At 49.6% G+C, this 26,242-nt stretch carries 25 protein-coding genes, 1 pseudogene and 1 riboswitch; of the genes and pseudogenes, 24 read left to right on the top strand and 2 right to left on the bottom strand.

Features of this window, described 5'->3' with window-relative positions:
• The first annotated feature begins 256 nt into the window (after positions 1–256).
• The 12 genes and pseudogenes from AC1MBV_RS06905 (at position 257) to AC1MBV_RS06850 (ending at position 12,135) form a co-directional block, all read left to right on the top strand.
• Positions 257–1,087, top strand: coding sequence for an aldo/keto reductase (locus tag AC1MBV_RS06905; RefSeq protein WP_255747336.1), 831 nt, complete (start codon positions 257–259; stop codon positions 1,085–1,087).
• 155 nt (positions 1,088–1,242) lie between these two features.
• Positions 1,243–2,669: pseudogene (locus AC1MBV_RS06900) on the top strand (IS5 family transposase).
• 122 nt (positions 2,670–2,791) lie between these two features.
• The gene (locus tag AC1MBV_RS06895) at positions 2,792–4,228 is read left to right on the top strand and encodes an MDR family MFS transporter (protein WP_255747335.1); all 1,437 of its coding nucleotides are present in this window, start codon (positions 2,792–2,794) and stop codon (positions 4,226–4,228) included.
• A 42-nt stretch (positions 4,229–4,270) separates the two neighbouring features.
• The gene (locus AC1MBV_RS06890; protein ID WP_480947956.1) at positions 4,271–4,969 is read left to right on the top strand and encodes a YwaF family protein; all 699 of its coding nucleotides are present in this window, start codon (positions 4,271–4,273) and stop codon (positions 4,967–4,969) included.
• Positions 4,970–4,998: 29 nt separating this feature from the next.
• A complete protein-coding gene (locus AC1MBV_RS06885) occupies positions 4,999–6,024 on the top strand; it encodes a nuclease-related domain-containing protein (protein ID WP_480947955.1) in 1,026 nt (341 codons plus the stop codon).
• Between the two features lie 817 nt (positions 6,025–6,841).
• Complete coding sequence (gene spoIIID, locus AC1MBV_RS06880; RefSeq protein ID WP_023509445.1) at positions 6,842–7,111, top strand: sporulation transcriptional regulator SpoIIID; 270 nt, start codon at positions 6,842–6,844, stop codon at positions 7,109–7,111.
• Between the two features lie 178 nt (positions 7,112–7,289).
• Positions 7,290–8,291 carry a rod shape-determining protein MreB gene (mreB, locus tag AC1MBV_RS06875; RefSeq protein WP_480947954.1) on the top strand — a complete coding sequence of 334 codons (1,002 nt, stop codon included), beginning with the start codon at positions 7,290–7,292 and terminating at the stop codon, positions 8,289–8,291.
• Positions 8,292–8,442: 151 nt separating this feature from the next.
• Entirely contained in the window at positions 8,443–9,258 is an 816-nt protein-coding gene (locus tag AC1MBV_RS06870; RefSeq protein ID WP_480947953.1) for a flagellar hook-basal body protein, read from the top strand.
• Between the two features lie 111 nt (positions 9,259–9,369).
• The gene (locus tag AC1MBV_RS06865; RefSeq protein ID WP_480947952.1) at positions 9,370–10,197 is read left to right on the top strand and encodes a flagellar hook-basal body protein; all 828 of its coding nucleotides are present in this window, start codon (positions 9,370–9,372) and stop codon (positions 10,195–10,197) included.
• 14 nt (positions 10,198–10,211) lie between these two features.
• Entirely contained in the window at positions 10,212–10,544 is a 333-nt protein-coding gene (locus AC1MBV_RS06860; RefSeq protein ID WP_480947951.1) for a DNA-directed RNA polymerase subunit beta, read from the top strand.
• An 18-nt stretch (positions 10,545–10,562) separates the two neighbouring features.
• On the top strand, positions 10,563–10,994 hold the full coding sequence (gene fabZ / locus AC1MBV_RS06855) for a 3-hydroxyacyl-ACP dehydratase FabZ (protein ID WP_480947950.1): 432 nt from the start codon (positions 10,563–10,565) through the stop codon (positions 10,992–10,994).
• A gap of 223 nt (positions 10,995–11,217) precedes the next feature.
• A complete protein-coding gene (locus AC1MBV_RS06850) occupies positions 11,218–12,135 on the top strand; it encodes a dihydroorotate dehydrogenase (protein ID WP_480947949.1) in 918 nt (305 codons plus the stop codon).
• Positions 12,136–12,409: 274 nt separating this feature from the next.
• Here AC1MBV_RS06850 and AC1MBV_RS06845 read toward each other — a convergent pair whose 3' ends face one another.
• Positions 12,410–12,667 (bottom strand): hypothetical protein, encoded by a 258-nt coding sequence (locus AC1MBV_RS06845; RefSeq protein ID WP_480947948.1) that lies wholly within the window; start codon positions 12,665–12,667, stop codon positions 12,410–12,412.
• A 130-nt stretch (positions 12,668–12,797) separates the two neighbouring features.
• Positions 12,798–12,907: riboswitch (SAM riboswitch) on the top strand.
• 120 nt (positions 12,908–13,027) lie between these two features.
• Between AC1MBV_RS06845 and AC1MBV_RS06840 the strand changes: the two genes are divergently transcribed.
• The 11 genes from AC1MBV_RS06840 (at position 13,028) to AC1MBV_RS06790 (ending at position 24,183) form a co-directional block, all read left to right on the top strand.
• Complete coding sequence (locus AC1MBV_RS06840; protein WP_480947947.1) at positions 13,028–14,149, top strand: iron-containing alcohol dehydrogenase family protein; 1,122 nt, start codon at positions 13,028–13,030, stop codon at positions 14,147–14,149.
• The gene (locus AC1MBV_RS06835; RefSeq protein ID WP_480947946.1) at positions 14,142–15,335 is read left to right on the top strand and encodes an aminotransferase class I/II-fold pyridoxal phosphate-dependent enzyme; all 1,194 of its coding nucleotides are present in this window, start codon (positions 14,142–14,144) and stop codon (positions 15,333–15,335) included. The genes AC1MBV_RS06840 and AC1MBV_RS06835 overlap by 8 nt, the downstream gene beginning before the upstream one ends.
• Positions 15,332–16,129 (top strand): transporter substrate-binding domain-containing protein, encoded by a 798-nt coding sequence (locus AC1MBV_RS06830; protein ID WP_480947945.1) that lies wholly within the window; start codon positions 15,332–15,334, stop codon positions 16,127–16,129. The genes AC1MBV_RS06835 and AC1MBV_RS06830 overlap by 4 nt, the downstream gene beginning before the upstream one ends.
• A 45-nt stretch (positions 16,130–16,174) precedes the next feature.
• A complete protein-coding gene (locus AC1MBV_RS06825; RefSeq protein WP_480947944.1) occupies positions 16,175–17,335 on the top strand; it encodes an amidohydrolase in 1,161 nt (386 codons plus the stop codon).
• A 15-nt stretch (positions 17,336–17,350) separates the two neighbouring features.
• Positions 17,351–18,721 carry an adenylosuccinate lyase gene (gene purB, locus AC1MBV_RS06820; protein ID WP_480947943.1) on the top strand — a complete coding sequence of 457 codons (1,371 nt, stop codon included), beginning with the start codon at positions 17,351–17,353 and terminating at the stop codon, positions 18,719–18,721.
• A 13-nt stretch (positions 18,722–18,734) separates the two neighbouring features.
• Positions 18,735–19,280 (top strand): GNAT family N-acetyltransferase, encoded by a 546-nt coding sequence (locus tag AC1MBV_RS06815; RefSeq protein WP_480947942.1) that lies wholly within the window; start codon positions 18,735–18,737, stop codon positions 19,278–19,280.
• Between the two features lie 35 nt (positions 19,281–19,315).
• The gene (locus AC1MBV_RS06810) at positions 19,316–20,092 is read left to right on the top strand and encodes a transporter substrate-binding domain-containing protein (RefSeq protein WP_255747318.1); all 777 of its coding nucleotides are present in this window, start codon (positions 19,316–19,318) and stop codon (positions 20,090–20,092) included.
• A 141-nt stretch (positions 20,093–20,233) separates the two neighbouring features.
• The gene (locus tag AC1MBV_RS06805) at positions 20,234–20,908 is read left to right on the top strand and encodes an amino acid ABC transporter permease (protein WP_255747316.1); all 675 of its coding nucleotides are present in this window, start codon (positions 20,234–20,236) and stop codon (positions 20,906–20,908) included.
• A 7-nt stretch (positions 20,909–20,915) separates the two neighbouring features.
• Positions 20,916–21,668 carry an amino acid ABC transporter ATP-binding protein gene (locus tag AC1MBV_RS06800; protein ID WP_255747413.1) on the top strand — a complete coding sequence of 251 codons (753 nt, stop codon included), beginning with the start codon at positions 20,916–20,918 and terminating at the stop codon, positions 21,666–21,668.
• Between the two features lie 73 nt (positions 21,669–21,741).
• Complete coding sequence (locus AC1MBV_RS06795) at positions 21,742–22,254, top strand: thioredoxin domain-containing protein (protein ID WP_255747314.1); 513 nt, start codon at positions 21,742–21,744, stop codon at positions 22,252–22,254.
• Between the two features lie 591 nt (positions 22,255–22,845).
• Entirely contained in the window at positions 22,846–24,183 is a 1,338-nt protein-coding gene (locus AC1MBV_RS06790; protein ID WP_480947941.1) for an MmgE/PrpD family protein, read from the top strand.
• 171 nt (positions 24,184–24,354) lie between these two features.
• Here the strand turns inward: AC1MBV_RS06790 and AC1MBV_RS06785 are convergent, their stop codons facing one another.
• Complete coding sequence (locus AC1MBV_RS06785) at positions 24,355–24,894, bottom strand: VOC family protein (RefSeq protein ID WP_255747310.1); 540 nt, start codon at positions 24,892–24,894, stop codon at positions 24,355–24,357.
• 221 nt (positions 24,895–25,115) lie between these two features.
• Between AC1MBV_RS06785 and AC1MBV_RS06780 the strand changes: the two genes are divergently transcribed.
• Positions 25,116–26,222, top strand: coding sequence for a GerAB/ArcD/ProY family transporter (locus AC1MBV_RS06780; protein ID WP_480947940.1), 1,107 nt, complete (start codon positions 25,116–25,118; stop codon positions 26,220–26,222).
• Positions 26,223–26,242 lie beyond the last annotated feature (20 nt).

The raw sequence follows: 26,242 nt of genomic DNA, 5'->3' as shown, positions 1-26,242 counted from the left end.
ACAAAAGTAAAACCCAACCCTACGCAAATAAAAGCTGATTTTTGATACATAAAAGTGCGACAATCAATGCATAAATCGGAATCAATTTTATAAAGGCCAGCGTTTACTCATAAGTTGGTCGGCTCGAATCTGCTCGTCTCTGATTCCATTTCAATGCATGATAACCTGTGCAAATTGGTACAGAATATAATGAGCAAATTTATTTTCTCTAATTGGAATCTGTGAGAAAATAAGTATGATAAGGAGGGCGGATGAAATGATTCAGTCGTTGAAAGATACGGTAAAACTTAATAATGGACTGCCTATGCCAGGCTTCGGACTTGGCGTCTGGAAGGTGAAGGACGGCGAGGAGGTCATCCATTCGGTTCGGTCTGCGCTGGCGGCCGGGTATCCGATGATTGATACGGCAGCGATCTATCGCAATGAGACCGGCGTTGGCGAAGCGCTGCGTCAATCCGGAGTGAAACGGGACGATGTGTTCATCACGACAAAGGTGTGGAACGCCGACCAGGGCTATGAGTCGACGCTGGCTGCTTTTGATACGAGCATGAAGAAGCTGGGCATTGAGACAGTCGATCTGTATCTGATCCATTGGCCGACTGCAGGAAAGTACAAGGAAACGTGGAAGGCTATGGAAAAATTGTATAAGGATGGCCGAGCACGTGCGATCGGTGTCTGCAACTTCCACGAGCACCATCTTGAGGATTTGCTGCAGGATGCGGAGATCAAGCCGGCTGTCGATCAGATCGAACTGCATCCGCTCCTCTCCCAGGTGCCGCTGCGCAACTACTGCTACAAAGAAGGCATCACCGTTGAAGCCTACTCACCACTTGGAAGCGGCGGGTTGATCAATCATCCGACCCTCAAAGCGATCGGAGAAAAATACGGTAAAACAGCCGCTCAAGTCATGCTGCGCTGGGATGTGCAAAATGAAATCATCACCATTCCGCGCTCGACTCAGGAAGCGCATATCATCAGCAACGCCGACATTTTCAATTTTGAACTGTCTCCGGAAGACATCGACAAAATTGACGCATTGAATGAAGATAAACGCTTCGGAGCAGATCCTGACAACTTTAACTTTTAAACAAATACAGTTAGGGTAATAAATAGTGGATACTTAGTAATTCTAAAACACCTTAAAGTAAACAATTACACACACATTTAGTGTATAATAAATGCATGGGATCACGCACTCTGACGCAATTTCCCGTGCATTTTTCAATGAATGAGGTGCTTGGGATGGTTTATCGGACGAAAACAGTTCAACTTTCTATAGAATCTTTCGGACAGGGGCTCGGTGTCTCTTTAAGTCCGGACAATAAATGGGTGCAACTTGCAGATCAACTGCCGTGGACCGAGATGGAGACTATCTATCGTGAAGTTTTTCCGTCTCCACTTGGCCGAGCAGGCAAACCCTTCCGACTTTTTTATGGGGCACAGCTCATTAAGCAATCCACCGGTCTTTCCGACGCTGATTTGGTCAAGGCCATTCGGGATACTCCGGCCTATCAGTACTTTATGGGGTGTCCCACGTACACAGTCAAAGTGCCGTTCAATCCGTCCGCCCTCACGCATTTCCGGAAACGGATCGCACCGATCAGTTCTCGGTTGCGTACGATGATCGGAGGCTGGTGTAAAATCCAGCTTCAAGACAGCCTGGGCGACGAGCAGAAGACGATGATCCTTGACGCTACGGTCACGCCCGTTCATATCCCTTTCCACAAGACTATTCCTTACTCAACCAGGCGCGCACGTTCCTTGAAACGTTCATTACGGAACTAGCGCATCAGCTCCACGTTCCCATTCCGCGGACCTACAAACGGGAAGCGCATAAAACCTATGTCACGTTCACCAAGAAGCCGCGTCGCACGGCTAAGGAAACGCGCCAACAAATCAAAGCGCAACTGCAGTACGTGCGACGTGATTTGCGTTATGTCGGCGAGCTTCAGGCACAAGGGGGACAATTGACAGAGAAGCAACTGAGCCGACTGGTTACCATCCAGGAACTGTTTACGCAACAGGAGTTCATGTATCGGACGAAGACCCACCGAGTGGACCATCGGATTGTCAGTCTGGCCCAGCCGTATGTGCGCCCGATCAAACGAGGCAAGGCGAAACAAAATACCGAGTTTGGTCCCAAAATCGATGTCTCCATTCAGGATGGGATCCTCGACATCGAACGGGTCGATTTCAACGCGTTTAATGAAAGTACCGACTTTCAAAAGGCCGTTGAGCGGTATAAAGAGCAGCACGGTTATTACCCCGACGAAGTGCTGGCCGACAAGCTGTACCGCAATCGGGAAAACATCGCGTTTGCCAAAGAGCGAGGCATAACGATTATAGGACCCAAACTCGGGCGCAAACCCAAGAACGTTGACGAAAAGCAACGACGCGCCGAGAACGCAGCAGCGCGTGATGCGGAGAATCGCCGCGGGCAAATTGAGCGCAGCTTTGCTTTTATCAAACAAAAGTGCAGCCTTGGCTTAGTGCGCGCCAAAACAAAGGATACCATTGCCGTCACCATTGATATGGGCATTACGATGGCAAACATCGATACGGTCTTACGCCTTTTTTCTTTTGCCCTTTTACTTGTCGTACAAATCAAGGATACATACCTAACGATTCGCTATAAATCAAGCGAAGACGCCGAATTTTTACTCACCTAATTCAGCACCCACTAAATAGGAAAGAGCCTGGCAAAAAGTTCAGACATTTTGTCAGACTCTTTTTCTGACCGCAAAAAATTTCTTCTATATAATAGGGAATAAAGACAGGGAGTTTTTCATTGATGACAATACTCGCAGCAACAAATCAAGAAATTAAACGCGGTCCGATTACCGTCGCTCTGATCATCGGCGCATTTGTTGCGATCCTGAATGAGACACTGCTGAACATCGCGCTATCCGATCTGATTGGCTACTTCCACGTCACGCCGACAACGGTTCAGTGGCTGACCACCGCTTACTTGCTCGTGATCGGCATCTTAATGCCGGTCACGGCACTACTAACCGGCTGGTTCACAACACGACAGATGTTTCTCGGCGCGATGACCATTTTCCTCATCGGCACCGTCATTTGCGGATTCGCACCAACCTTTTCCTTTTTACTGGTCGGTCGCGTCATCCAAGCGGCCGGCTCCGGACTCATTTTGCCGGTCATGATGAACACAATTTTGTTCATCTATCCGCCGGACAAGCGAGGCGGCGCAATGGGATTGATCGGACTCGTAATCATGTTCGCACCGGCACTTGGTCCGACCTTGTCCGGGCTGATCATTGCCTCGCTTTCATGGCGCTGGCTCTTCTATCTCGTCTTGCCGCTCGCCGTATTTTCAATTCTGTTTGCGGCCCGCTTCCTGACTAATGTGTCGCAAGCGACGAAGCCTAAGGTGGATGTGTTTTCTGTGGTTCTGTCCACGCTCGGATTCGGCGGACTCGTGTATGGCATGGGCTCCGGCGCGGAAGGCGGCTGGCTCGGTCTCGTCCTGTTGATCGTCGGTGTGGCCAGTTTAATTCTGTTCGTTTGGCGTCAGCTCGCGATCGCAAACCCGATTCTCGATTTTCGCGCCTTTAAATACCCGATGTATACGCTCGCGACCATCATTTTAATCTTGGTTATGGTGACGCTGTTCGCGACGATGATTCTGCTGCCGCTCTATTTGCAGCGGGCGCTGCTTTTATCATCGTTCTCCGCTGGACTTGTGCTCCTGCCGGGCGGACTGATCAACGGTATGCTGTCGCCGGTAATGGGCAAATTGTTTGATAGATTCGGCCCGCGCTGGCTCGTCACACCAGGATTGGTGATCATGTGCGTCGTCATCTGGCTGTTCAGCAGATTGACGGTCTCCGAAAGCATGCTGTATGTGATCATTTTATATGCGGCCTTGCTGATCGGAATGTCGATGGTGATGATGCCGGTGACAACGACGGGTATGAATCAGCTTCCGAAGCAGATGTATCCGCACGGCACGGCGATCATGAACACCTTGCAGCAGGTCGCGGGCGGAATCGGAACCGCGCTGTTTATCGGCATTATGGTGTCCGGACAGCAGGCATACCTTAGCCAATCCGCAAATCCCAAAGCGCCGGCTCAGATGCTGCAGGCGCTCGTCTCGGGAATGAGCCGAGCCTTCTTTATCGCACTGGTGGTCGGCGTTCTTTCACTGCTTCTTTCATTCTTCCTGAAGCGCACCGTAGCGCCAAAGGAAGACCAATCGGAAGGGTAAAAAGCCGGCTGATGCGGCATAATGATTTTGAGGTGAAAAAAATTGTCTGAATATCTTTATCCGCAACTTTTCGGTTTCGCACTCTTTTCGGTAGAACATATAAGCACACTACTTGTTATCACGACGTTAGCGGTCTGCCTGTTTCTTTTCAGGCAGACCTTTTTTACGCGCTATATTCTCGCAGCTGTTTTGATGATTGGGGAGGCGGGGTATCAAATCGGCACGCTGATCGCGGGCACGTGGTCGGCGCGCGCGTCGCTCCCGCTTCAGGTGAGCGATGTTTCGGCGCTGCTTGCGGCAGTGATGCTCTTGACTCGGTCGCGGCGACTGTTCGCCATTTTGTATTTTGTCGCGATCGGCAGTGCGGTGCAGGCGCTTGTGACACCGGACCTTGGCGCGTCTTTTCCGCAACTGCATTTTCTACAATTCTTTGCGACGCATGGGGCAACGGTGCTCGCTTGCTTGTACATGATTGCGGTTGAGCGTGCACGTCCGTCGTACCGCTCGTTATGGTGGGCGGTGCTGTGGCTGAACGGGTATGCGGCAGTGATTTTTGTCGTCAATCGACTGCTTGATGCAAACTATCTCTATTTAATGAAGAAACCCGGCGTCTCGGTACTGAATTGGCTCGGCCCGTGGCCATGGTACCTGCTCTGGGTCGAGGTGCTGGTACTCGTAGAATTTCATGTACTCTACTGGTTTGTGAAGAGGAGGAGATTTGACGCTCGGTGTCGAAAATAGATTCTATTAATGTTAAAGGATGATGCCTATTGATTCTGAAAAATTTGCTGCCTCCGATACGTCTGCTTGCGGATCAGGCACTGCTCGAACATTTGCCGAGCGGTCATCCGGCACGTGCGTCGGTGGAGGATGACCTCGCTAATCGTCGCACTGGATGGAGCGGCGAGCAGAATCTTGCCTACTTTCTCGAACTCTTCTTAAACAGTTCCTCTCGCGTTTTTTATGGACTCCATCTGGATGATTGTCAAATTGATGTTTTAATTCTCGCTCCAACGTTTATTTCATTAATCGAAGTGAAAAATTATTCCGGAATCATTACGTTCACAAGCGAAAACGGTCAGGTTATTCGCACTCTAGGCGAACGCCGCGACGGATTTTCCAATCCCTTGTTGCAGGTCGGCCGCCATCGCGAATTGCTTCGCCGGTGGCTCGCCTCAATCGGGCTGCCGCTGATGCCGATCGAAGCCGATGTCGTGATCGCAAATCCAAGCACTATGATCGAAAATCCCACACGCTCGCGCCGCGTCCAGAATCACGTCTTCCATGCCGAACAGGTGCAAATTAAAATTCAAGCAATGATTGAAAAGCACAGCGGCAGTTGCACGTACACCCCATTTCTGCAGCAAATCCAAGATAAACTGCTGCAGGCACACAGCGATCCATTTTCCAATGTCTTGAAAAGGTTCAACATTCAACCATCCGAGCTGCTGCGCGGCGTCCGATGCGCGCGCTGCCGCAACTACGACATGCAGCGAATTTATGCAAACTGGCAATGTCCCCATTGCGGCAACAAATCAAAAACCGCCCACGAGCCAATGATCCTCCACTATTTTCTATTAATGGGACAAACCATGACCAACGAGCAATGTCGAGAGTTTTTAAAGCTCGACTCAAGCATGACAATGACCAATCTATTAAGAAAAATGGATCTGAAGCTAGGAGGAACAGGTCGCGGAAGAGGACTTCATTATAAGTCCCCATCACTTGAACAATTCTATCAATCTCTAGGAATTGAAAAACAAAGAAGGAATAGAATAGGAATGAGTAGAAGCTAACGCACAAAAAGTAAAAGCGAACCCCGGAGGTTAAAGCCAATCCAAGAAAAGTAAAAGCAAACCGCGGAAAACTTAAAGCTAACACACAAAAAGTAAAAGCGAAATCCAGAAGTAAAAGCCAATCCGAGAAAAGTGAAAGCTAACTACAGAAAACTTAAAGCTAACGCACAAAAAGTAAAAGCGAACCCCGGAGGTTAAAGCCAATCCAAGAAAAGTAAAAGCAAACCGCGGAAAACTTAAAGCTAACGCATAAAAAGTAAAAGCCAATTTCAAAAGTAAGTCCTTATTGTGCAAAATCATGTCAGTAACGAAGGAATTTTCGCTCGCGGAAAATTCCCACCGCATCCTCATTTATAAATAAGAATTTTACGTCTCGAACCATCAAGGAAAGTTCTTTCACACTCTTATATAAAGAGAAAAATTTTCCACACGAAATACCCCATGAAAATTCTATCGCATTTAGATAAACGCGTCGCTCCGGATCTCATAGAGGACGCGTTTTTTACGTTCGGATCAATTCCCACATTCTCGTTCCAAAAGAAGAACTTTCCAGCCCGCACCCAGCATGGAAAGTTGCCCGCACCATAGAAATGCGTCCCCTGAATCGATGAAGTGGGACGTGCTCCTGCTCGTCAACCCTTGTCCCTATTGACTTTTTGGCATATAACCGGAACTCGTTTAATAAGATGTTACAAACTCACATACGGGGTTTCGAGGTGAGCGCGGCGGGCTTGGAACGAGCATGATGCGTTGAATAAGTTCCGTTTCCTCCAAAGATTGTCTCATTTCGCATTCATGATTACAGGAGGCGAGTGGTGTGCACGATTACATCAAAGAGCGTACGATCAAGATTGGAAAGCATATCGTGGAGACAAAAAAGACGGTACGGGTAATAGCCAAGGAGTTCGGAGTGTCGAAAAGTACCGTCCACAAAGACTTGACGGAGCGGCTGCCGAACATCAATCCGGAACTTGCAAACGCAGTAAAAAACGTGCTCGATTATCATAAGTCAATCCGCCATCTTCGAGGAGGGGAAGCAACGCGACTGAAATATCAAAAAGATACCGAACAAGCAGTTCAGCACTGATTCAACACGAAAACCAAAAGAGATGATGCTTTAAATCCGAATTTCGGAAAACGACCGATCGACCCGATGTATTATTTTTCGACAAGACTCCCTGTTTGATTGAAATTGTGATAAAATGAAATAATGATTGATAAATATCCTGGACGTGCTCCGGGTGTTTTGACAGGGAGGATTTGACGTGTTTTCAAGAGATATCGGAATTGATCTCGGTACGGCGAATGTGCTGATTTATGTAAAAGGACAGGGCGTCGTTCTGAATGAACCGTCAGTAATCGCAATCGATACGGATACGAAACAAATGCTGGCAGTCGGTGAAGAAGCAAGACGAATGGTTGGACGTACGCCAGGCAATATTGTCGCGCTGCGTCCGCTCCGCGATGGCGTCATTGCAGACTTTGAAATCACAGAACTCATGCTGACGCATTTTATTGATAAAATTAATGTAAAAGGCTTCTTAAAAAAACCAAGAATCCTGATCTGTACACCGACCCATATCACATCGGTTGAGCAGAAAGCGATTCGTCAGGCAGCCGAACGAAGCGGCGGTAAGCAAGTTTACCTGGAAGAAGAACCGAAAGTAGCCGCAGTCGGTGCCGGAATGGACATTTTCCAGCCGAGCGGCAACATGGTGATCGATATCGGCGGCGGAACGACCGACATCGCCGTCCTCTCTATGGGCGATATTGTGACCTCCCAGTCCATTAAGCTGGCGGGCGACAAATTCGACCAAGAGATCTTGAACTATATTAAGAAGCGATACAAACTGCTCATTGGTGAACGGACCGCGGAACAAATTAAAATAACCGTCGGCACCGTCTTCAAGAATGCACGCGACGAAAGCATGGATATCCGCGGCCGCGACATGGTGACCGGCCTTCCGAAAACGTTGACCGTTCATTCGAATGAAATCGAAGAAGCACTTGCCGATTCCGTCGGCACACTCGTCCGCGCAGCGAAGAATGTGCTCGAACAAACACCGCCGGAACTCTCCGCAGACATCATCGACCGCGGCGTCATCCTTACGGGCGGCGGCGCGCAGCTTCACGGCATCGACCAACTGCTCGCAAGTGAGCTCAAAGTGCCTGTCGTAGTAGCCGACAATCCGATGACCTGCGTCGTCGAAGGCGCCGGCAAAATGCTCGAACACCTGGATAAACTACCAAAGCGCAAAGCAAATTAACAGCTCTGCGCTTTTGCGCATCAAGAATAAGGACAAGTCGTTTTGTCAAAAGTGCGGCATCCGCCGCACCGGAGGATGCCGTTTCAGCACTTCGTACGCAATTTTGTGTGAGGCAAAATGTGCAGAAATCAAAACAGGCAGGTGAAGGACATTGATCAGAGGCTTGTATACATCGGCTGCAGGCATGATTGCCCAACAGAGAAGACAGGAAACCCTGTCAAACAACTTGAACAACGTGGACACACCTGGTTATAAAAGCGACCAGACAAAACTGCGCACCTTCCCGGAGCAGCTGATTAACCGGCTCGGCGGCGACGTGACCGCATCAACTGAAGTCGGCGATCTTGCAACCGGTGTGTATATGGATGAGGCAGTTCCCGATTTTTCACAGGGCACGGTCACGGAAACGGGAAAAGCGACCGACGTCGCACTCATAACGTCGGCGCTTCCGGTCAATCCACAAACCGGCGCGCAGGAAGGCACTCTGCTCTTCAATGTCCGGACACCTGCCGGCGATACGCGTTATACACGCAACGGCCATTTTACCTTGAGTCCGACCGGCTATCTGACCGATGACGTGGGCGATCAGGTAGTGAATACCGCCGGTCAGCCGATACAGCTCCCATCCGACCAATTCCAGGTAGCCGCCGACGGCACGATTACGTCCGGTGGAGCGAATTACGGACAAATCGGCGTCAGCTATGCGGCGAATACCAATCAGCTGGTCAAAGAAGGCAGCAGCCTGTTCCGTCTCGATGGCGGCGGCGCGTTGCCCGCGGCAAACGGAAACGGCCAGGTTAGCTTTAATCTGAAACAAGGCTTTGTTGAAGGGTCCAATGTTCAGGCAGACCAGACCGTCACCGATATGATGGAATCGTACCGATCCTTTGAGGCAAACCAAAAGGTGCTGCAAATCATTGACGGCTCACTTGATAAAGCAGTGAATCAAGTCGGCCGCATAAGCTAAATGAGGATGTTCGAAAAATCCGGGGAAAAGGTAATGAGGTCCTTTTTGTCCTCCTTTTCGAACAGATTTTAAAAAATATAGGGGCAGGTGAGTGTGATGCAGCGGCAAATGATGGCTTCGGCAGTAACTTTAGGACAGATTCAGCAGCAGCTTGCGACGGTTGCAGACAACATCGCGAACGTCAGCACGACCGGCTACAAAAGCAGGGACGCGAAGTTTACCGATCTGCTTTTTCAACAAATCGACAACATGACCCCGGCTGATGCCGATCAGACGGACCAAACCAACCGATTGACTCCGTCCGGCATTCGTGACGGCTCCGGCGCGCGAATCGGCGATACGTCACTGGATCTTTCCATGGGCGCGATCCAACAGACCGATAATCCGCTCGACCTCGCCCTGACCGATGATCACCAATTTTTCACCGTAAATCATGGCGGCGCAACAGCATACACACGTGCCGGCGCCTTCAATACGCAGCCGGATCCTAATGATCCGAACACCCTGCGTCTGCTCACGAAAAGCGGCGATGCGGTGCTCGGCACAGACGGACAGCCGATCACGATTCCGGCGACTTACCATGATCTGCAGATCAGCAGTACCGGCGCGATATCGGTTGAGCTGGCAAATGGCGCGCGCGTAAACGCAGGACAGCTCGGACTGGTTACGATCAGCCGACCGCAATTGCTGGAGAACCAGGGCAACAGCCTCTACACCTTACCGAATTTAGCACAGCTCGGCATCGGTCTGAATGATGTGGTTCAGCCGGTTGCCGAAAATGCAGGCAGCGTGGCACAAGGCAAGCTGGAAAATTCAAACGTCGATCTGACCAAAGAAATGGCGGATCTGATTAATCTGCAGCACAATTATCAGCTGAACGCGCGATCAATAACGATCGGCGATCAGATGGCCGGTCTGGTCAACGGTCTGCTGCGTTAAGCGAGGAACACGTAATGGAAACGAACGAAAAGCTACATAATAAACCGAAAACAAGTCCGGAAACGAGAAAAGCGGCCCGAGCAGCACGACAAGAGGCACAAAAGGCCGAACGCAAAACGCGGGAAAAAGCAAACGAAGAACAAAAGCCATTGTTTAACCCGTTCTTCGGTTACAAAAAGCGGCGCTTTCCGATCTGGCAGCGGCTGATCGCCTTGATCGCCCTCTGCGCGATCGCCCTTGCCGCCGGTGCAATGTTTGGTTACGGCGGGCTCGGTCATCGCAGCCCATTGGCAGTCTTTGAACCTGCTACTTGGCAGCACATTCTCGATTTCCTGAAAAGGGACTGATTGAAGGGAGGCGATCGTTTGTTAACGATCGACGAAATCAAAAAAATATTACCGCACCGCTATCCATTCCTGCTGGTCGACCGAGTCCTTGAAGTCGAAGACGGTAAAAAAGCGGTCGCAATTAAAAATGTTACGGTTAACGAACCGTTTTTCCAAGGTCATTTTCCGGATTATCCGGTCATGCCCGGAGTCCTGATTGTAGAGGCACTTGCTCAGGTCAGCGGCATCGCGGTACTTAGCCAAGGTAAGCAGGAGAACATGCTGACACTCTACGCCGGCATTGACAAATGCCGCTTCAAGCGTCAAGTACGACCCGGTGATCAGCTGAAGCTGGAAGCGGAAATTCTTCGCTTCCGTGCCGGTTTCGCCAAAGCCAAAGGTGTCGCCACCGTTGACGGCGAAGTCGCCTGCGAAGCAGAAATGATGTTTGCCCTGAAAGCAGCAGAATAACGTTGAACATTCAGACGTCACGATTCGATCGGACGTCTGTTCTATTTTCACGGATTAATTGGAAGATATTTCTCTGGAAGTTTCCCAACCAGTCCTTTATACTGACAACACCTAAGCTCGCCGACCAACACCAGAAGGTAAAGAAAGAAGCATCAAGATTAGGAGTGAGTAAGTTGATGAATAAAGAGACAGAAGCAAGCTTAAGAAACTCGGGTGGTCAAAGATGAGTCAAGAACCTGACCTCTCCGTTAATTTTGCAGGGCTGACGCTGACCAGTCCGGTCATGCCCGCCTGCGGAACATTTGAGTTAACAAGTAAACCGGATTTCGACGCCAACCAAATCGGTGCGTTTATTCCGAAAAGTATTTCCATGAACAAACACAGCAAAGAGCAGGCTTCAAGCATTTTCGAGGCGGAGGGCAGCATGCTGAACTCCGTGACCTTTCAAAGCGAGGATATCGAATATTTTGAAGCACGCGTTTTGCCGGTGTATGAACCCTATCAACCGCCGCTGATCATCAATCTTTCCGGAGAAACCGTTGATGAATTCGCTCAGACTGCCGAAAAGTTAAACCAATGGGATAAGATTGCCGGTTTTGAAATTAATCTCTCTTGTCCGAATAGTGATGACAATCGACAAGTGTTCGGACTGCTCAGCGAGTCAACCTACAGCTTAATCCGCAAAATTCGAAACGTCACCGACAAGCCGCTGATCGCAAAATTGTCGCCGTCCGTCTCGCGTATTCAGGAAATTACACTCGCCGCTGAACAGGGCGGCGCGGATGCCTTCACCGTGGCGAACGCATATTCAGCCATGTCCATCGACATCAACACGCGCAAGCCGAAGCTAGGCAATGTCATCGGCACACTTTCAGGTTCAGCAATCAAGCCGCTGATTGTGCGCCTCATCTTTCAAGTGCACCAAATCAGCCATCTGCCGATCATCGGCAGCGGCGGTGTGATGACCGGCAGCGATGCAATTGAAATGCTGCTCGCCGGTGCTGCCGCAGTCCAGGTCGGGACCGCAAACTACCGCAATCCCGCTGCGATGATTGAAATCATCAACCAGATTCGCGACTATTTAATACGCGAAGATATCCATTCCGTCTCCAGCCTGATCGGTCAAGTAGACCTCAGCTGATGCAGATAAAAAGCGCGGTCAGTGCCGCGCTTTTTTTGTTGCTTAAAAACTAGCTCAATGCTGTGTGAAATTGAATGATGACATAGCAAACCCCAATGCCCATGCACGACCAGGGACAAGGACCAGAACCCATGCACGGAAAATGAGATTCAACGCACGAAATCGCTAAATCAATGCGCGAAAACCCGTCCAATGCATGAAAATACGACGCCAACGCACGAACCGGGGCCAGGATCCCCCCCATGCCCGAAATTCATGATCCAATGCACGATAATCATGGTTCAATGCACGAAAAACCCCAATCAATGCACGAAAATACGACGCCAACGCACGAACCTGGGCCAGGATCCCCCCATGCCCGAAACCAGTGATCCAATGCACGATAATCATGGTTCAATGCACGAAAACCCGAGTCCAATGCACGAAAATACGATGCCAACGCACGAACCGGGCTCAGGATCGCCCCCCATGCCCGAAACCAGTGATCCAATGCACGATAATCATGGTTCAATGCACGAAAAACCCCAATCAATGCACGCCCCCCACTCCCAATGCACAAACTCAAGCATCTCAATTATGAAAAAATCGGGAATGCTGCTTAATTTAAATAAATCATATTGACAAACTGGGGATTAGGCCATATACTAACATCACAATTCCATTTCTTATCGAGAGCGACGGAGGGAACTAGCCCGATGAAGTCCGACAACCAGCACTTAGGTGTATGGTGTTAAATCTAGCAGACCGCTTGGGCGGTACTGGAAGATAAGAGTCAACGTTTACGCTCAGTAAAAGTTACTTTCTTATCGCGGAAAGTAGCTTTTTTAATTTACACATGAGCAAAAAATCTCCCTTTAAGAAATTGGAATAATGGAAAAGAGGGAGGAACAAGATGAGTGAACATGTGGTTCAAAGATTCGGGCCTGAGTATTATTGCAATGAACCCGGCGCGTTTGAACAGCTGCCCGAAATTCTGAATGACAGGCGGTGGCATAACGTCTTACTGGTTCACGGACATCGATCATGGGAGGCAGCTAAGCCTTATCTCCCGCTGGACCAGCTTACCAACGTTGCTGAAGCTGTGCATCAAGGCGAATGCTCGGAAAGCGAAATGGAACGCATTAAGCAATTAAGCATTCAGCATTCGAGCGATGTCATCATTGGTGTCGGCGGTGGGAAAATTCTCGATACCGTCAAAGCGGTATCCGCGCAGCAGTCCATTCCATGCGTGCTGCTGCCGACACTTGCCTCGAACTGTGCCAGTTTTACACCGATCAGCATCGTCTATAAAGAAGACGGCAGTCGGCTTGGAACGCTGAGGCATCGGAAATCAAACGACGTTGTGCTTGTCGAACCAAAAATTATCGCCGAGGCACCAATCGAGGCGTTTCGGTCCGGCCTTGGTGACACGCTCGCCAAATGGTATGAAGCACGCGTCCGTCTGAGCAAAATTCCGCAGGAAGAACGGAGCCTGCCGCTCCAACTGAGCTTTAATTACGCCAAAACCTGTCGCGATACTGTTTTTGAAAACGGAAGGCAGGCGCTTGACGCTGTGAAAGAAAAAACAGCAAGCCTTGCACTTCAAAGAGTCATCGACACCATTTTCATCGCTGCCGGACTCGTCGGCGGATTAGCCGAAGCACATGGCCGAAGCGTCGGCGCACATGCGTTTTTTAACGCCTCGACCTTTCTCGGACTCGAAGCAGTCGCACCACATGGCACCTTGGTTGCCTATGGAATCCTGCTTCAGCTCGAACTCGAAAGCAAGATGGCGGAACAAAAACAAGTCCTTGATCTGTATCAGGATCTCGGCCTGCCGACGAAGCTAGCTCAGGTCGGACTTTCACTCGGCAACGAGCAGCAGCTGAGCAGCCTTGCCCGTCACATGACCGATTCGGACTCGCGCATTCACGAACTGCCCTTTGACGTGACAGCAGAGCGCGTCCGGACGGCGATTGAAAAACTTGAGGCACGCGCGCAGCACGCAGAAAAGGTGGGAACGACTCATGACTGAATTTGCAGCATCCGAGCGATTGCAGGCACTTAAACCGAAATTTTTCGCCCAGCAAGCCAAAAAGATCAAGGCGCTGAAGGAAAAAGGCCTCGATGTCATCAATCTCGGCCGCGGGAATCCCGATCAGCCGACCTTTCCGGAAATCGTGAGCAACCTTCATCAAGCGTCGAAAGAAACGGCCAATCAAGGATATCCGCCCTACGGAGGCAAACAGAAGCTGAAGCAGGCGATCGCGGATTTTTATAAAAAAAACTATCAAGTCGATCTTGATCCGGACAGCGAAATCGCCATATTTAACGGATCGATTGTTGCACTGACGGCAATCTCGCTGGCACTGCTCAATCAGGGCGACACAGCACTTGTTCCTGATCCGGCATTCGGCGGCTATGAGATCGGCGTCACGATGGCAGGAGCACATGCGGCTTCTCTGCCTCTGCTTGAGAAGAACGATTTTTTGCCCGATTACACGCGTGTGCCACAAGACGTGAGTGAAAAGGCAAAGCTGCTGTTTCTGAATTACCCGAACAATCCGACCGGAGCTTCGGCAAACGCGGCCTTTTTCGAAAAAACCGTCGATTATGCACAACAGAATCACATTGCCGTTGTCCATGATTTCGCATACGGCGATATCGGCTTCGAAGAAGAAGCGCCGCGCAGCTTTCTGCAGACACCTGGAGCAAAGGAAGCTGGCATTGAAATCTATACATTTTCTAAAACATTTAATATGGCAGGATGGCGAGTTGCCTTCGCGGCAGGCAACGCATCACTGATTAAGCATTTGAATCACTATTTGGTCAACAACGTCGGCGGCGTGTTCGGAGCTGTGCAGGATGCCGCGGCATTCGCTCTTGGCACTCAGGAACGTCAGCGAGCCGAGCTTCGTGCACTTTATCAATCACGTCGGGACTACTTAATCAAAGAATTGACTGCGCTCGGTTACCGAGTGTATCCGTCAAAAGGAACGTTTTTCCTATGGGTAAGGGTTCCGCAAGGCTTTTCTGCAACCCAATACTCAGAAAAACTATTAGATAACTTGGGAATAGCCGTTGTTCCCGGAACATCATACGGGTCGTCCGGAGAGTCCTACTTTCGAGTCAGTCTGGTTGTACCGCAATCGAGATTGCGGGCAGCCATTGAACGGATCAAGCAAAACCAATTAATCATCAGGGGAGGCATAACACAATGAAAAAATGGATTGCAGGAGCATTGGCCGCACTTTTACTACTGACCGTGGCCGGCTGCGGACAAAGCAGCGGTAAGGCGGAATCACAAGAAAAAATATTGCGTGTCGGTGCGACCGGACAGAGCTACCCAAACTCATACAAAGACGACAATGGAAAACTGACCGGCTTTGATGTTGAAGTGCTGGAGACGATTGCGAAAAAGCTCGGCTATAAAGTGGAATGGCATCTGACAGCGTTTGACGGCGTGCTCGGACAACTCGGCAGCGGGAAAATCGACACGGTCGCCAATGCATTTGAAGTGACTCCGGAACGAGCGAAGCAATATGATTTTACAACACCGTACACCTACACAAGTACCGCCATTGCCGTCAAGAAGGACAGCAACATTCAAACGCTTAAAGATCTTGAAGGCAAAACAGTCGGCGGTGTCTCAGGTTCAAATAAAGTGGACATTTTAAATGATTACATTAAAAAAAATAAGCTGGATATCAAAGTGCGGATCTACGACACAAGAGAAGGGCCGCAAACCGACACGCTCAAAGGTCAGGTTGCCGGCTATGTTCAGGCAGCATCGATTCTTCAAGCAACAATCAAGAAAAGCAATCTGTCACTGCGTGTGATTGACCAGCCGCTTGCTTATACACATATCAGCTTCCCGTTCTCAAAGAAATCGAAGAAAGAACAAGCACTGTTGAAAAAGTTTAATCAGCAGCTCAAGACATTGAAAGAGGACGGAACACTTTCCAAGCTGTCCGATAAATATTTCGGCATTGATGTGACGAAAGCACAGCAGTAAATCTGAAAGACTTGCAATCTCGCAAAAAGAAAGGATCGTTAAATAATGAGTCAGACATCGGAAACACAACTATTGGAACAGCAGCTGATCGCGTTCAGGCACGACCTGCATCGCCATCCCGAGCTGTCCTTTGAAGAAGTTGAAACAACGAAGAAAATTAAAGCTGCACTAGAAGAAAAGAAGATCAAGATACTCAATTTGCCGCTGAAAACCGGTGTGGTTGCCGAAATATCCGGAAAAGAAGACGGACCGGTAATCGCTCTCCGTTCGGACATCGACGCATTGCCGATTCATGAACAATCCGGCGTCGCCTTCACTTCGGAAAACGACGGCGTAATGCATGCCTGCGGTCATGACTTTCACACCTCGACGCTGCTTGGTACGGCGTATTTGTTGAAAGAACACGAAGATCAGCTCAAGGGAACCGTTCGCCTGATCTTCCAGCCCGGTGAAGAGTCCGGACATGGCGCGGAATCAGTTGTTAAAACCGGCATATTAGATGACGTCAAGGTGATTTTCGGCTTGCATAACGATCCGACATTAAATGTTGGCGAAATCGGTTCGCGCCATCATGCACTGACAGCCGGTGTCGATCGTTTCGAAATTCATATTAATGCCAAGGGAGCACACGCTGCCCGCCCTTATGAAGGCAAGGATCCGATCGTCATTCTCGCACAAGTCATCAATGTGTTTCAATCCATTGTCAGCCGCAACATCGCATCCACGGAAAATGCGGTCGTCAGTATCACTCAGGTACACGCCGGCAATACATGGAATGTCATCCCGGCCTCCGCATTTGTTGAAGGCACCGTGCGTACATTCAGCAAAGACGTACGCGCTTATATTCCCGAACGATTTCGGACGATCCTTAACGGAATCGCGGAAACCTTCGAATCAGAGATCGAACTCAAATGGTTCCCTGGCCCGCCGTCCGTTGAAAATGATCCGGAATGGACTGATTTTGCACTGGATGTTGCAGGCAAAGAAGGCTTAACACCAAAGCTTCTCGAACCGACCTCCATCGGTGAAGATTTTGCCTTTTATCAAGAAAGCTTGATCGGCGCTTTTGTCATGGTCGGCAGCGGCGGTCCCTATGCCTTGCACCATCCGAAATTCCGAGCCGATGATCACGCCATCTATCCGACATCGCGCTATTTTGAATCACTTGCCATTGAGGCATTGAAAAAACTAACGGCGTCGGTGTGAGAGGAGAGGGTAGCAATGGGAGCACACATCATTGATAATCGAATGGTCGGCGGCAGCTTCGGCACTACGGAGATGCGCCAAGTATGGGATGAAAAAAATCGCTTTCAAAAGCATCTTGACGTTGAAGCCGCGCTTGCATACGCTGAGGGCGAGGTTGGTTTAATTCCGGAGAAAGCGGCGAAAGCAATCGAGGCACATGCCGACGCGGATCATTACGATCTCGATGCGATCGCAGCACGAGTCGCCGAACTGCAGCATACGCTCATGCCGACGATTGAAGCGCTGCAGCATCAAAGCGGCGACTACGGTGAATTCGTTCACTATGGCGCAACAACCCAGGACATCGTTGACACCGGCACTGTTCTGCAGCTGAAGGAAGCGTTCACTATTGTCGAACGCGACACCAAGGCTGTTGCTCTCCTGCTTCGCGGCCTCGCCGAGAAGTATCGGAATACGCTCATGACTGGCCGCACGCACGGCGTTCAGGCGCTGCCGATTACCTTCGGCTTTAAATGCGCCATCTGGCTCGACGAATTACTGCGTCATCTCGATCGGCTCAAGGAAATCAAAGCACGCGTCCTGACCGGAAACATCAGCGGCGCAGTTGGCACCTATGCATCGTTCGACGGCAAAGGGCCGGAAATTGAGAAATTAGCATTAGAAAAGCTTGACTTGAACGTGCCGAACATTTGCTGGCAGTCCTCGCGTGACCGTTTTTCTGAGTATGCCTCTGTGGTCGCACTGATCAGCGGTACTCTGGGTAAAATCGGCAATGAATTTTACTTGCTGATGCATACAGAAATCGACGAAATTGAAGAACCGTTCACAGCCGGCAAGGTCGGCTCGTCGACTATGCCGCATAAGCGCAACCCGAGCTCATGCGAGGGACTGGCCAGTCTGACACAGCCAGTGTTGCATGCAGCCGCGCTGATTCATCAATCACTGACCATGGAGCATGAGCGCGACGCGATGAGCTGGCGCGCCGAATGGATTGCACTGCCTGAATTGAATATCTACCTCTCCGCTCAGCTGCAGCTGGCTCAGGGGATTCTGAAAGGCTTGACGGTGCGTAAGGATAACATGCTGAAAAATCTCAAGCTGCAGCATGGCTTGATTTTATCGGAAAAAGTAATGTTCGAGCTGGGCAAGGAGGTTGGCAAACAAACCGCGCATCACCTTGTCTACACCTGCGCGATGACCGCCTTTGAACAGGAACGTCCGTTTGAGGATGTTCTGTGGGAGGAAGCGGAGATTCGTTCACGTTTCAGTAAAGAAGAAATTGATCACTGGCTCGACCCGGCACACTATCTCGGCAGTACGCAGACGGCAATCAACCGCGTCCTGCAGCGTGCCGACACCGTACTCGGTCGGCCGGTTCAGCAATAAAGGAGCGACAAGCATGACCTATATTTACCGAAAAGCGACGCTCGCCGACACGGAAGCATACTATCGGCTCATTCATTCCGCCTATGCATCGATTCGCGAGCTCGGCATCCATTTTGCAGCAGCCACCGCAGATCGCGAGCAAATTGTTCGCCACTTGCGCGGCAATGCGGTCTACGTCATCGAGGAGGAGGGCGAACTTGTCTCCAGTCTGTCTCTTCGTTTTCCGTGGGGACCGAATCCCGGCCCATACGGATTGCCGCATATCGGCTGGTTCGCCACCGCACCGTCAAAGAAGAACTCCGGCTTGGGCAAGAACCTGCTTCACTGGGTTGAGGAAACAGTACTCATTCAGCAGCTGCATCTGCCCGCCGTGACGCTCGGCACGGCCGACAGCCATCCTTGGCTTGCCTCGATGTACGAATCGCTCGGCTTCGTTAAGGTCGGTACGGCTGATTTGAAAAAAGGGCACATCACCATTTATTTTCTGAAGGTGCTTGATCAGCAGCTCTATGAACAGTGGAGAAAAACGAACCCGCTGACTGTGTCCACACAACATTAAATCGACATGAACGGAAAAAGGGGAATTTTTTACTTATGAAGAAATTAGTTGCACTCACACTATCTATTCTCTTACTGCTTCCTATTGCTGCTTGCGGCAACGGGCAAAGCACAGGATCCGGCAATAAAACCATCACACTCGGAACAACCGGACAAAGCTACCCAAACAGCTATAAAGACGGCGACAACCTCGTTGGTTTTGATGTTGAAGTGGCCGAGACGATTGCGAAGCGTTTGAATTACAAAGTCAAATGGGTGACCGTTGACTTTGCAGGCTTGATCGGCCAATTGGACGGCAGTAAAATTGATTCGATTGCCAATGCAGTAGCAGTTACACCGGAACGCGCGGAAAAATATGCATTTTCAACGCCATATAGTTATTACGCGACACAGGTTGCAACGAATAAAGCAAATACACAGATTAAGAGTTTGAAAGACTTGGAAGGCAAAACGGTTGCGGGTGTCCTCGGATCAAACAACGTGAAGAGCCTGCAAGCCTACGATTCCAAAATTAAAATCAAGACCTATGAAACACGCGACGGAGCAATCAGTGACGCCGTGAAAAATCAGGTTGCCGGTTTCGTCAACACACGCCCGATCCTGAAAGCAACCATTGAAAAAAACAAACTGCCGTTAAAAATTATTGACGGAGCAGCAGCGGAAGATAAAGTTGCCTTTCCATTCCTTAAGAATGCCAAAGGCAAAAAGTTGCAGAAGGCTTTCGATAAGGAACTGAAAAAAATGCAGGAAGACGGCACACTCAAGAAAATTTCGGAAAAGTACTTCGATGAAGATATTACTGTTGAGAAGTAAAATGGACCTCGGCGGTATATCATGGGGCCGGCTCATCGACGCCTTTAATGCGGCATGCATTGAAGAAGGTACTGCAATGCATTTTGGCGAGCACCTCGCACACATTCGGTCCATTCAGACAGAAAGGAAGACAAAGACATCATGAATTTCGACTTTGGCTATATGCTTCGTGTTTTTCCATTGATTTTCAACTATATACCCATCACCTTGCTGCTTGCTGTGATATCGATGATCTTCGCCTGCCTGCTCGGACTGGTCATTGCGCTTGCACGTCAATCCAATCTGCCCGGCGTCAAGCAGCTTGCTATTGTCTATATCTCACTGTTTCGGGCGATGCCGACACTGGTCCTGCTTTTCATCATCTATTACGGCCTGCCGCAGCTCTTTCCATCATTGTCCGGGTTGAACGCAATGGTCGCGGCCATTATCGGCTTGAGCTTAAAGGAAGCATCTTTTCTTGCGGAAATCTTTCGCGCCGGACTCGATTCCGTGGATGAAGGGCAACTCGAGGCGGGGCTCGCCGTCGGCATCAGCAGATTCAAGATTTTCACCCATATCGTCTTGCCCCAGGCAGCGCTCAATGCTTTACCCGGCACCGGTAACACCTTTGTATCGCTGATTAAGCAGACCTCGCTCGCGTTCACACTCGGCGTTACCGAGCTGTTCGCCGAAGGGAAAATGATCGCTTCAGCCTCGTTGAAATTTTTCGAGACCTACCTGGCAATCGGCCTCACCTATTGGATGCTTGTGATCATCTATTCCTGGCTGCAGAGCTATTTGGAAAAATGGCTTGGGAAACCATTGAGGAGGGCATAAAATGAGCATGATTAACGTACACAATCTGCACAAAAAATTTAAAGACAACGTCGTGTTGGACGGTATCGATTTCACGGTCGACGAAGGTGAAGTTGTCGCGATTATCGGCCCGTCCGGTTCCGGAAAATCAACCTTGCTGCGCTGTCTGAACCTGCTCGAACAGCCGGATCAAGGTGAAATCAAAATCGGCGAAGCAAGTCTGGGTGCGGAACATTATGGAAAAAAAGAGGTCGTCGCATTGCGCCAGCAGACGGCCATGGTGTTTCAGCACTACAACCTGTTCCGTAATAAGACCGCACTGCAAAATGTGACCGCCGCACTGATCCTCGCCAAGAACATGAAGAAAAGTGAGGCAGAGCGTCTCGGATTGGAATTTCTCAAACAGGTCAATCTCGAAGATCAGCGTGACCAATATCCCGTCACGTTGTCCGGCGGTCAGCAGCAGCGCGTCAGTATCGCCCGCGCGCTCGCGGTGAATCCGAAAGCGATCCTGCTCGACGAACCGACCTCCGCGCTCGATCCCGAACTGGTCGACAGTGTATTACGTGTTCTCCGCAACCTTGCGGAAAAAAAGATGACCATGATTGTTGTCACCCACGAAATCGAATTTGCACGTGAAGTCGCCGACAAGGTCGTGTTCATGGCGGATGGCAAAATTATCGAACAAGGGGCACCGAACGATGTCCTTCGCTATTCAAAAAATGAGCGTACGCGACGTTTCCTGCAGCAACTTGACAAGCACAAAGAAGTACCGGTATAAGCCGTTGCATATTTCTTGCGCCTCGCCGCAGATTAAGTTAGCGTAAAAGTAACATCAAATTGGAGGGATCACCATGCCTACACTATCCGATACAGGCTTTCATTTCGGTTCCAAAGAAGCACCGCTGAAATTGACTGTGATGACCAACCTTGCCTGCCCGCACTGCGCAAACTATCTGAAAAACTATGAAACAGAGCTGCTTCCGGCCATCGAAAACAAGCAGCTTGAGCTCATTCTCAAGCCGTTTGATAAGCCGAAGGTCGGCCTGCTCAAGGGCAACCTGGTGCACCTGTTCCTCGACTACAAGGATCAGGCGAAAACCAACCCGATCATCCTGCAGCTGTTCAAGGATCAGGCAGAATGGAAAGCGCTCAACGACAGTGAAATCAAGACTTACCTGACCGACAACTATGGACTGACTGTGCAGCCAGACAACACAGAGTACAGCCTGACCATTACTCAGGAAGCGATTGCCTTCGACGCAACTTCCGTGCCGACCGCGCTGTTCAGCAAGAATGGATCAACGCCGATCAAAATCACGCAGGACGACCTGAACAAAGAATTAGAATCCGCACCTGCAATCTGATCTGCAACGAGTTAAGGCCGGGCCAACATATGCCCGGCCTTTTTCACAGGAAAAGAAAGTTTATCGTTTCGCCTTTGCCGGTACGACGATAGGGTCATAAGAGGCTGACTCCTAATCCGCACGGATCGGTTGTACGATCAAGTAAGCACCCAATCTGATAAATAGACGGAAAAATTCCGCTTAATTAGAAAATGAACGAAAAAATAGCTTAAATAGACGGAGAAATTCCCCTTATCGAATCGAAAAACGTGAGAATGGAGAGTTTTGCTTTGCATAAGCGGAAAAATTACCCTTATTTACCGGCGAAACAAGCTCCATGGTGCATATAAGCGGAAAAATTACCCTTATTTACCGGCGAAACTAGCTCCATGGTGCATATAACCGGAAAATCTCCGCTTATTCTACTCGTTACTTAATTAAGGACCAGAACCTTAATGAAACAGAGGTAACAAACCACTGAACAATGCGCGCCTGCTTTACTCGATCCGAAAAAGTTCGAATCAAGCCGTTCGTTTATTTCAGAAGCGGACGGATCCGCCGAAAGAGGCGGATCTTCCGAATAGATCAGTTAATTTGCAAGGAGGACGGAACATGGACCATCAAACGGAAACAATCGTAAAGCTTATCCAATTTTCGGATCCGCTGCAGGATGATCAGGCGTTGGCAGCCGCGCGAACCGGACTTTCCGATTATATCGCGTCGTCGCTCGCCGCCGTTCAGGAATCAGCCGTTGCAAAGCTTCGCGATTATGTTGCACGCGAACAGGGCCCGGCAACCTTAATCGGTGCCAATATATGGGTTACAGCACAGAACGCCGCTTTGTTTAACGGATTTCAAGCACATTACCTTGATTATGACGATACACATGCCGGCGTACGCGGACATCCGAGTGCGCCCATTTTGTCCGCGCTGCTTGCAGTGTCTGATGGGGACACTATGGGCGATGAGTTCCTACGCGCTTATATCATTGGCGTCGAGATGATGGCCCGCCTTGGCGAATCCGTCAATCCCTATCACTATCTGCACGGATGGCACGCAACCGGAACATTCGGTGCAATCGCGGCCGCAGCAGCAATTGGCGCGCTTAAGCATCTGCCTAATACTCGGCTCGCGCAAGTACTCGGCATTGCAGCGACACAAAGTGCCGGGCTTCGTTTTCAAGTCGGCACAGCAGTTAAGCCGCTGCATGCAGGACTTGCGGCACGTGCGGCTGTTTTTGCTTATGAAGCAGTAGAAGAGGCGGGCATTGCCGGATCGACAGAGCTCTTTAATGAAGCAAACGGCTATTTTCGCGTCTATGGAACCGCCAATCCGGATATCGCCAAATGGAAGCAAACCTGGGGGAAACCTTGGCGAATCGTCTCGCCGGGGCTGTGGTTCAAGCGCTATACCTTCTGCTCGGCCGCGATGCAGGGCGCGGATGCAGCACAAAGCCTCTATCACGCCCATCGATTTAAAGCGTCCGATATTGCTCGCATCGATGTCTTTTTCCCGAAAAACGGTGACAGCGCATTGCTTGTTCGTGCACCGCAGACAGGTGAAGAGGGACGCTTCTGTATTGAATATATTGTTTGGCTTGCGTTAACCGGTCAGCCTTTGGAACGGGCTGCGTTCGCGCCAACACCGATCCCGGAGAAAACACGTGCCGAGCTGCTCAAAGTGCAACGCAATTACGATGATCCGGAATGGCAAGCATCCGAGAATGCGCAGCCGAAAGGCAGATACACGGCAGTCAAAGTGACCACCCGATCCGGCAAAATCTATTCGACGATTGTTGACCAGCCGAAGGGCAGTCCTGCCAATCCGCTATCTCAGCTTGAACACCAAACCAAGCTCAGCCAAGCATCCGAGAACGCGACCGACATCACCGCATTAATTAATCGACTGGAACATGAACCGCTCGGACCGCTCACTCGCCTAATCAATTAAAAAAATGAGATCGCCTCAGAAGTCATTGTGCGTGTACAGAAGTCTGGGTGATCTGCCAAGGTTACAATTCAGTTGGCACACATGAGGTCAAACAAGCTCCGCCTAATAAGCAAGCCATAAAAAACCTCGGCCGGTTATGGCCGAGGTTTAATAGCTATGCTCATCAATCAATTATCGTTCCGGAATCCAGGTCTCCGCTTCGCTGTCATCAGGATAATAATATCCGTTGGGAATAGATTGCAGTTCAACAAGTGAACCCCATGGAGTCACAAAGTAGACGCTGGCGTTTTCAGGTGTATCTTCATGCTTCGAATTTCCGTGAATTTCAGATAGAAATTGGGCACCCGCAGCTTTTGCACGAGCCACAGCCGTTTCAATATGATCTACGTAAATAGAGATATGATTCCATCCCAAATCCTGCAATCCGGCAGGCTGTGTCTGTTTGTCTGAGACAATCTCAAACAACTCAAGATTTGCTCCATTCCCAATTCGGAGCAATCGTTGCTTGATAATTTTACTGCCATCCGAAAGGCCAAGCTGATGCTCTACCGTCCGCCCTTTTCGAGGGGCATCATCTAATGTTAAACCGTCATATACATACTCTGCACCAAGCGCTTTTTTTAAAAAAGCGGCCGCTTGATCTAAATTTGGTACAGTCAGCCCAATGTGATTAATTCCTCTTGGTAATGCTCCAAACTGATCTTCTTTCAAAATAGAATGCCTCCATATACAAATCATTAACTGTTAACTAGAGATATACCCAGTTTGGACTCAATGTAAACCTGAGTGAGTTTACGAGCCAATCGACATTAGATAAAGCCTGCGATCAAAAGCCGCCGTGCACATTCCAATAAATAAAATTCGCCCATCAGGAACATATTAAAAAATAACTTCTTTTTGAGTTGCGCTATTTGATAGAAGGTTGGGACGAAATGATCAAATCCGAGAAAATTACGCTCTTTCACTATTATTTGCCTATCTATTTGGGGATGATCACAACCGGAATTCTGACGATGCCGACCATGCTGTATAAAGCAGCCGAACAGAACTTATGGCTGCCCTTGATCGTCAGCTCGCTCGCAGGCTATGTAATGGTGCTTGTAGTCACGTATCTTTACCATCGTTTTCCCGGGCAGACGCTCATTGAAATTTTTCGGACAACCATGGGCCGTTGGATCGGCAACTTTTGCTCGGCGCTCCTGCTCGGTTTGTTAATTGGACAGGCGATCTTCATCCTCCGAGAATATCAAATGTACCTGACCATCAATTACTACCAATACATGCCCGCGGTTGTCGTTATCGGCTTGCTGCTGTTGGTCTGCATGTACGCAGTGCATCAGGGGCTGGAGGTGATCTGCCGCTCCTCCGTATTCTTTTTTCCGTTTATCATTGCGGTTCAACTCATCACCTGCCTGCTGATTCTGCCGGAATTATCGCCTTACCGTCTGCTGCCGATTTTGGACAAGGGTATTCTGTATCCGCTGAAGGGGGCAGTATTTTCTTTTGCGTGGTACAGCGAATTTCTTTGGGGTGCTTTCTACATGCCTGCCGTCTCCGTTCCGGCTAAAAAAATGCTGACAACCGGCTTTCTCTTTGTCACGGCAACAACGGTTTCGCTGTTGATTGTGTTTTTCGTCGTTATTTGTTTTCTTGGTGATGCGACGTCTCAATATCTGTACTCTTTCGATATTGTCGAACGCTACATCCAAGTCAGTGGACTGATCGAACGCAGCTCCGCTTTATTCATGATCGTCTGGCTGCTTGGCATGTTTGTTAAAATGGCGCTTCTTATGTTCATCATCAGTGTGAATACCGCGCATTTCGTGAAAAAGATAAGCTATGCCAAGCTGGCACTTCCGGTTATGCTGCTGTTGCTTTTGATCAGTTCATTCTGCTTTACAAGCATGAAGAGCATGTATCAAAACGGCATGTTTTTTCTGAATATCTGCTGCCTCGTTGGAAATATGATTCTGCCAATTCTGCTCCTCATCTATTGCCTGTTGTTTCATCGAGATACACCAAGAAGCAGCGGGCAGTGAGTTGATAACAATGGAAAGGA

This window comes from Sporolactobacillus sp. PKPK-6 (assembly GCF_056678885.1).
Note: the sequence above shows the minus strand (reverse complement) of the source record. Positions and strands in the feature narration are given on the sequence as shown.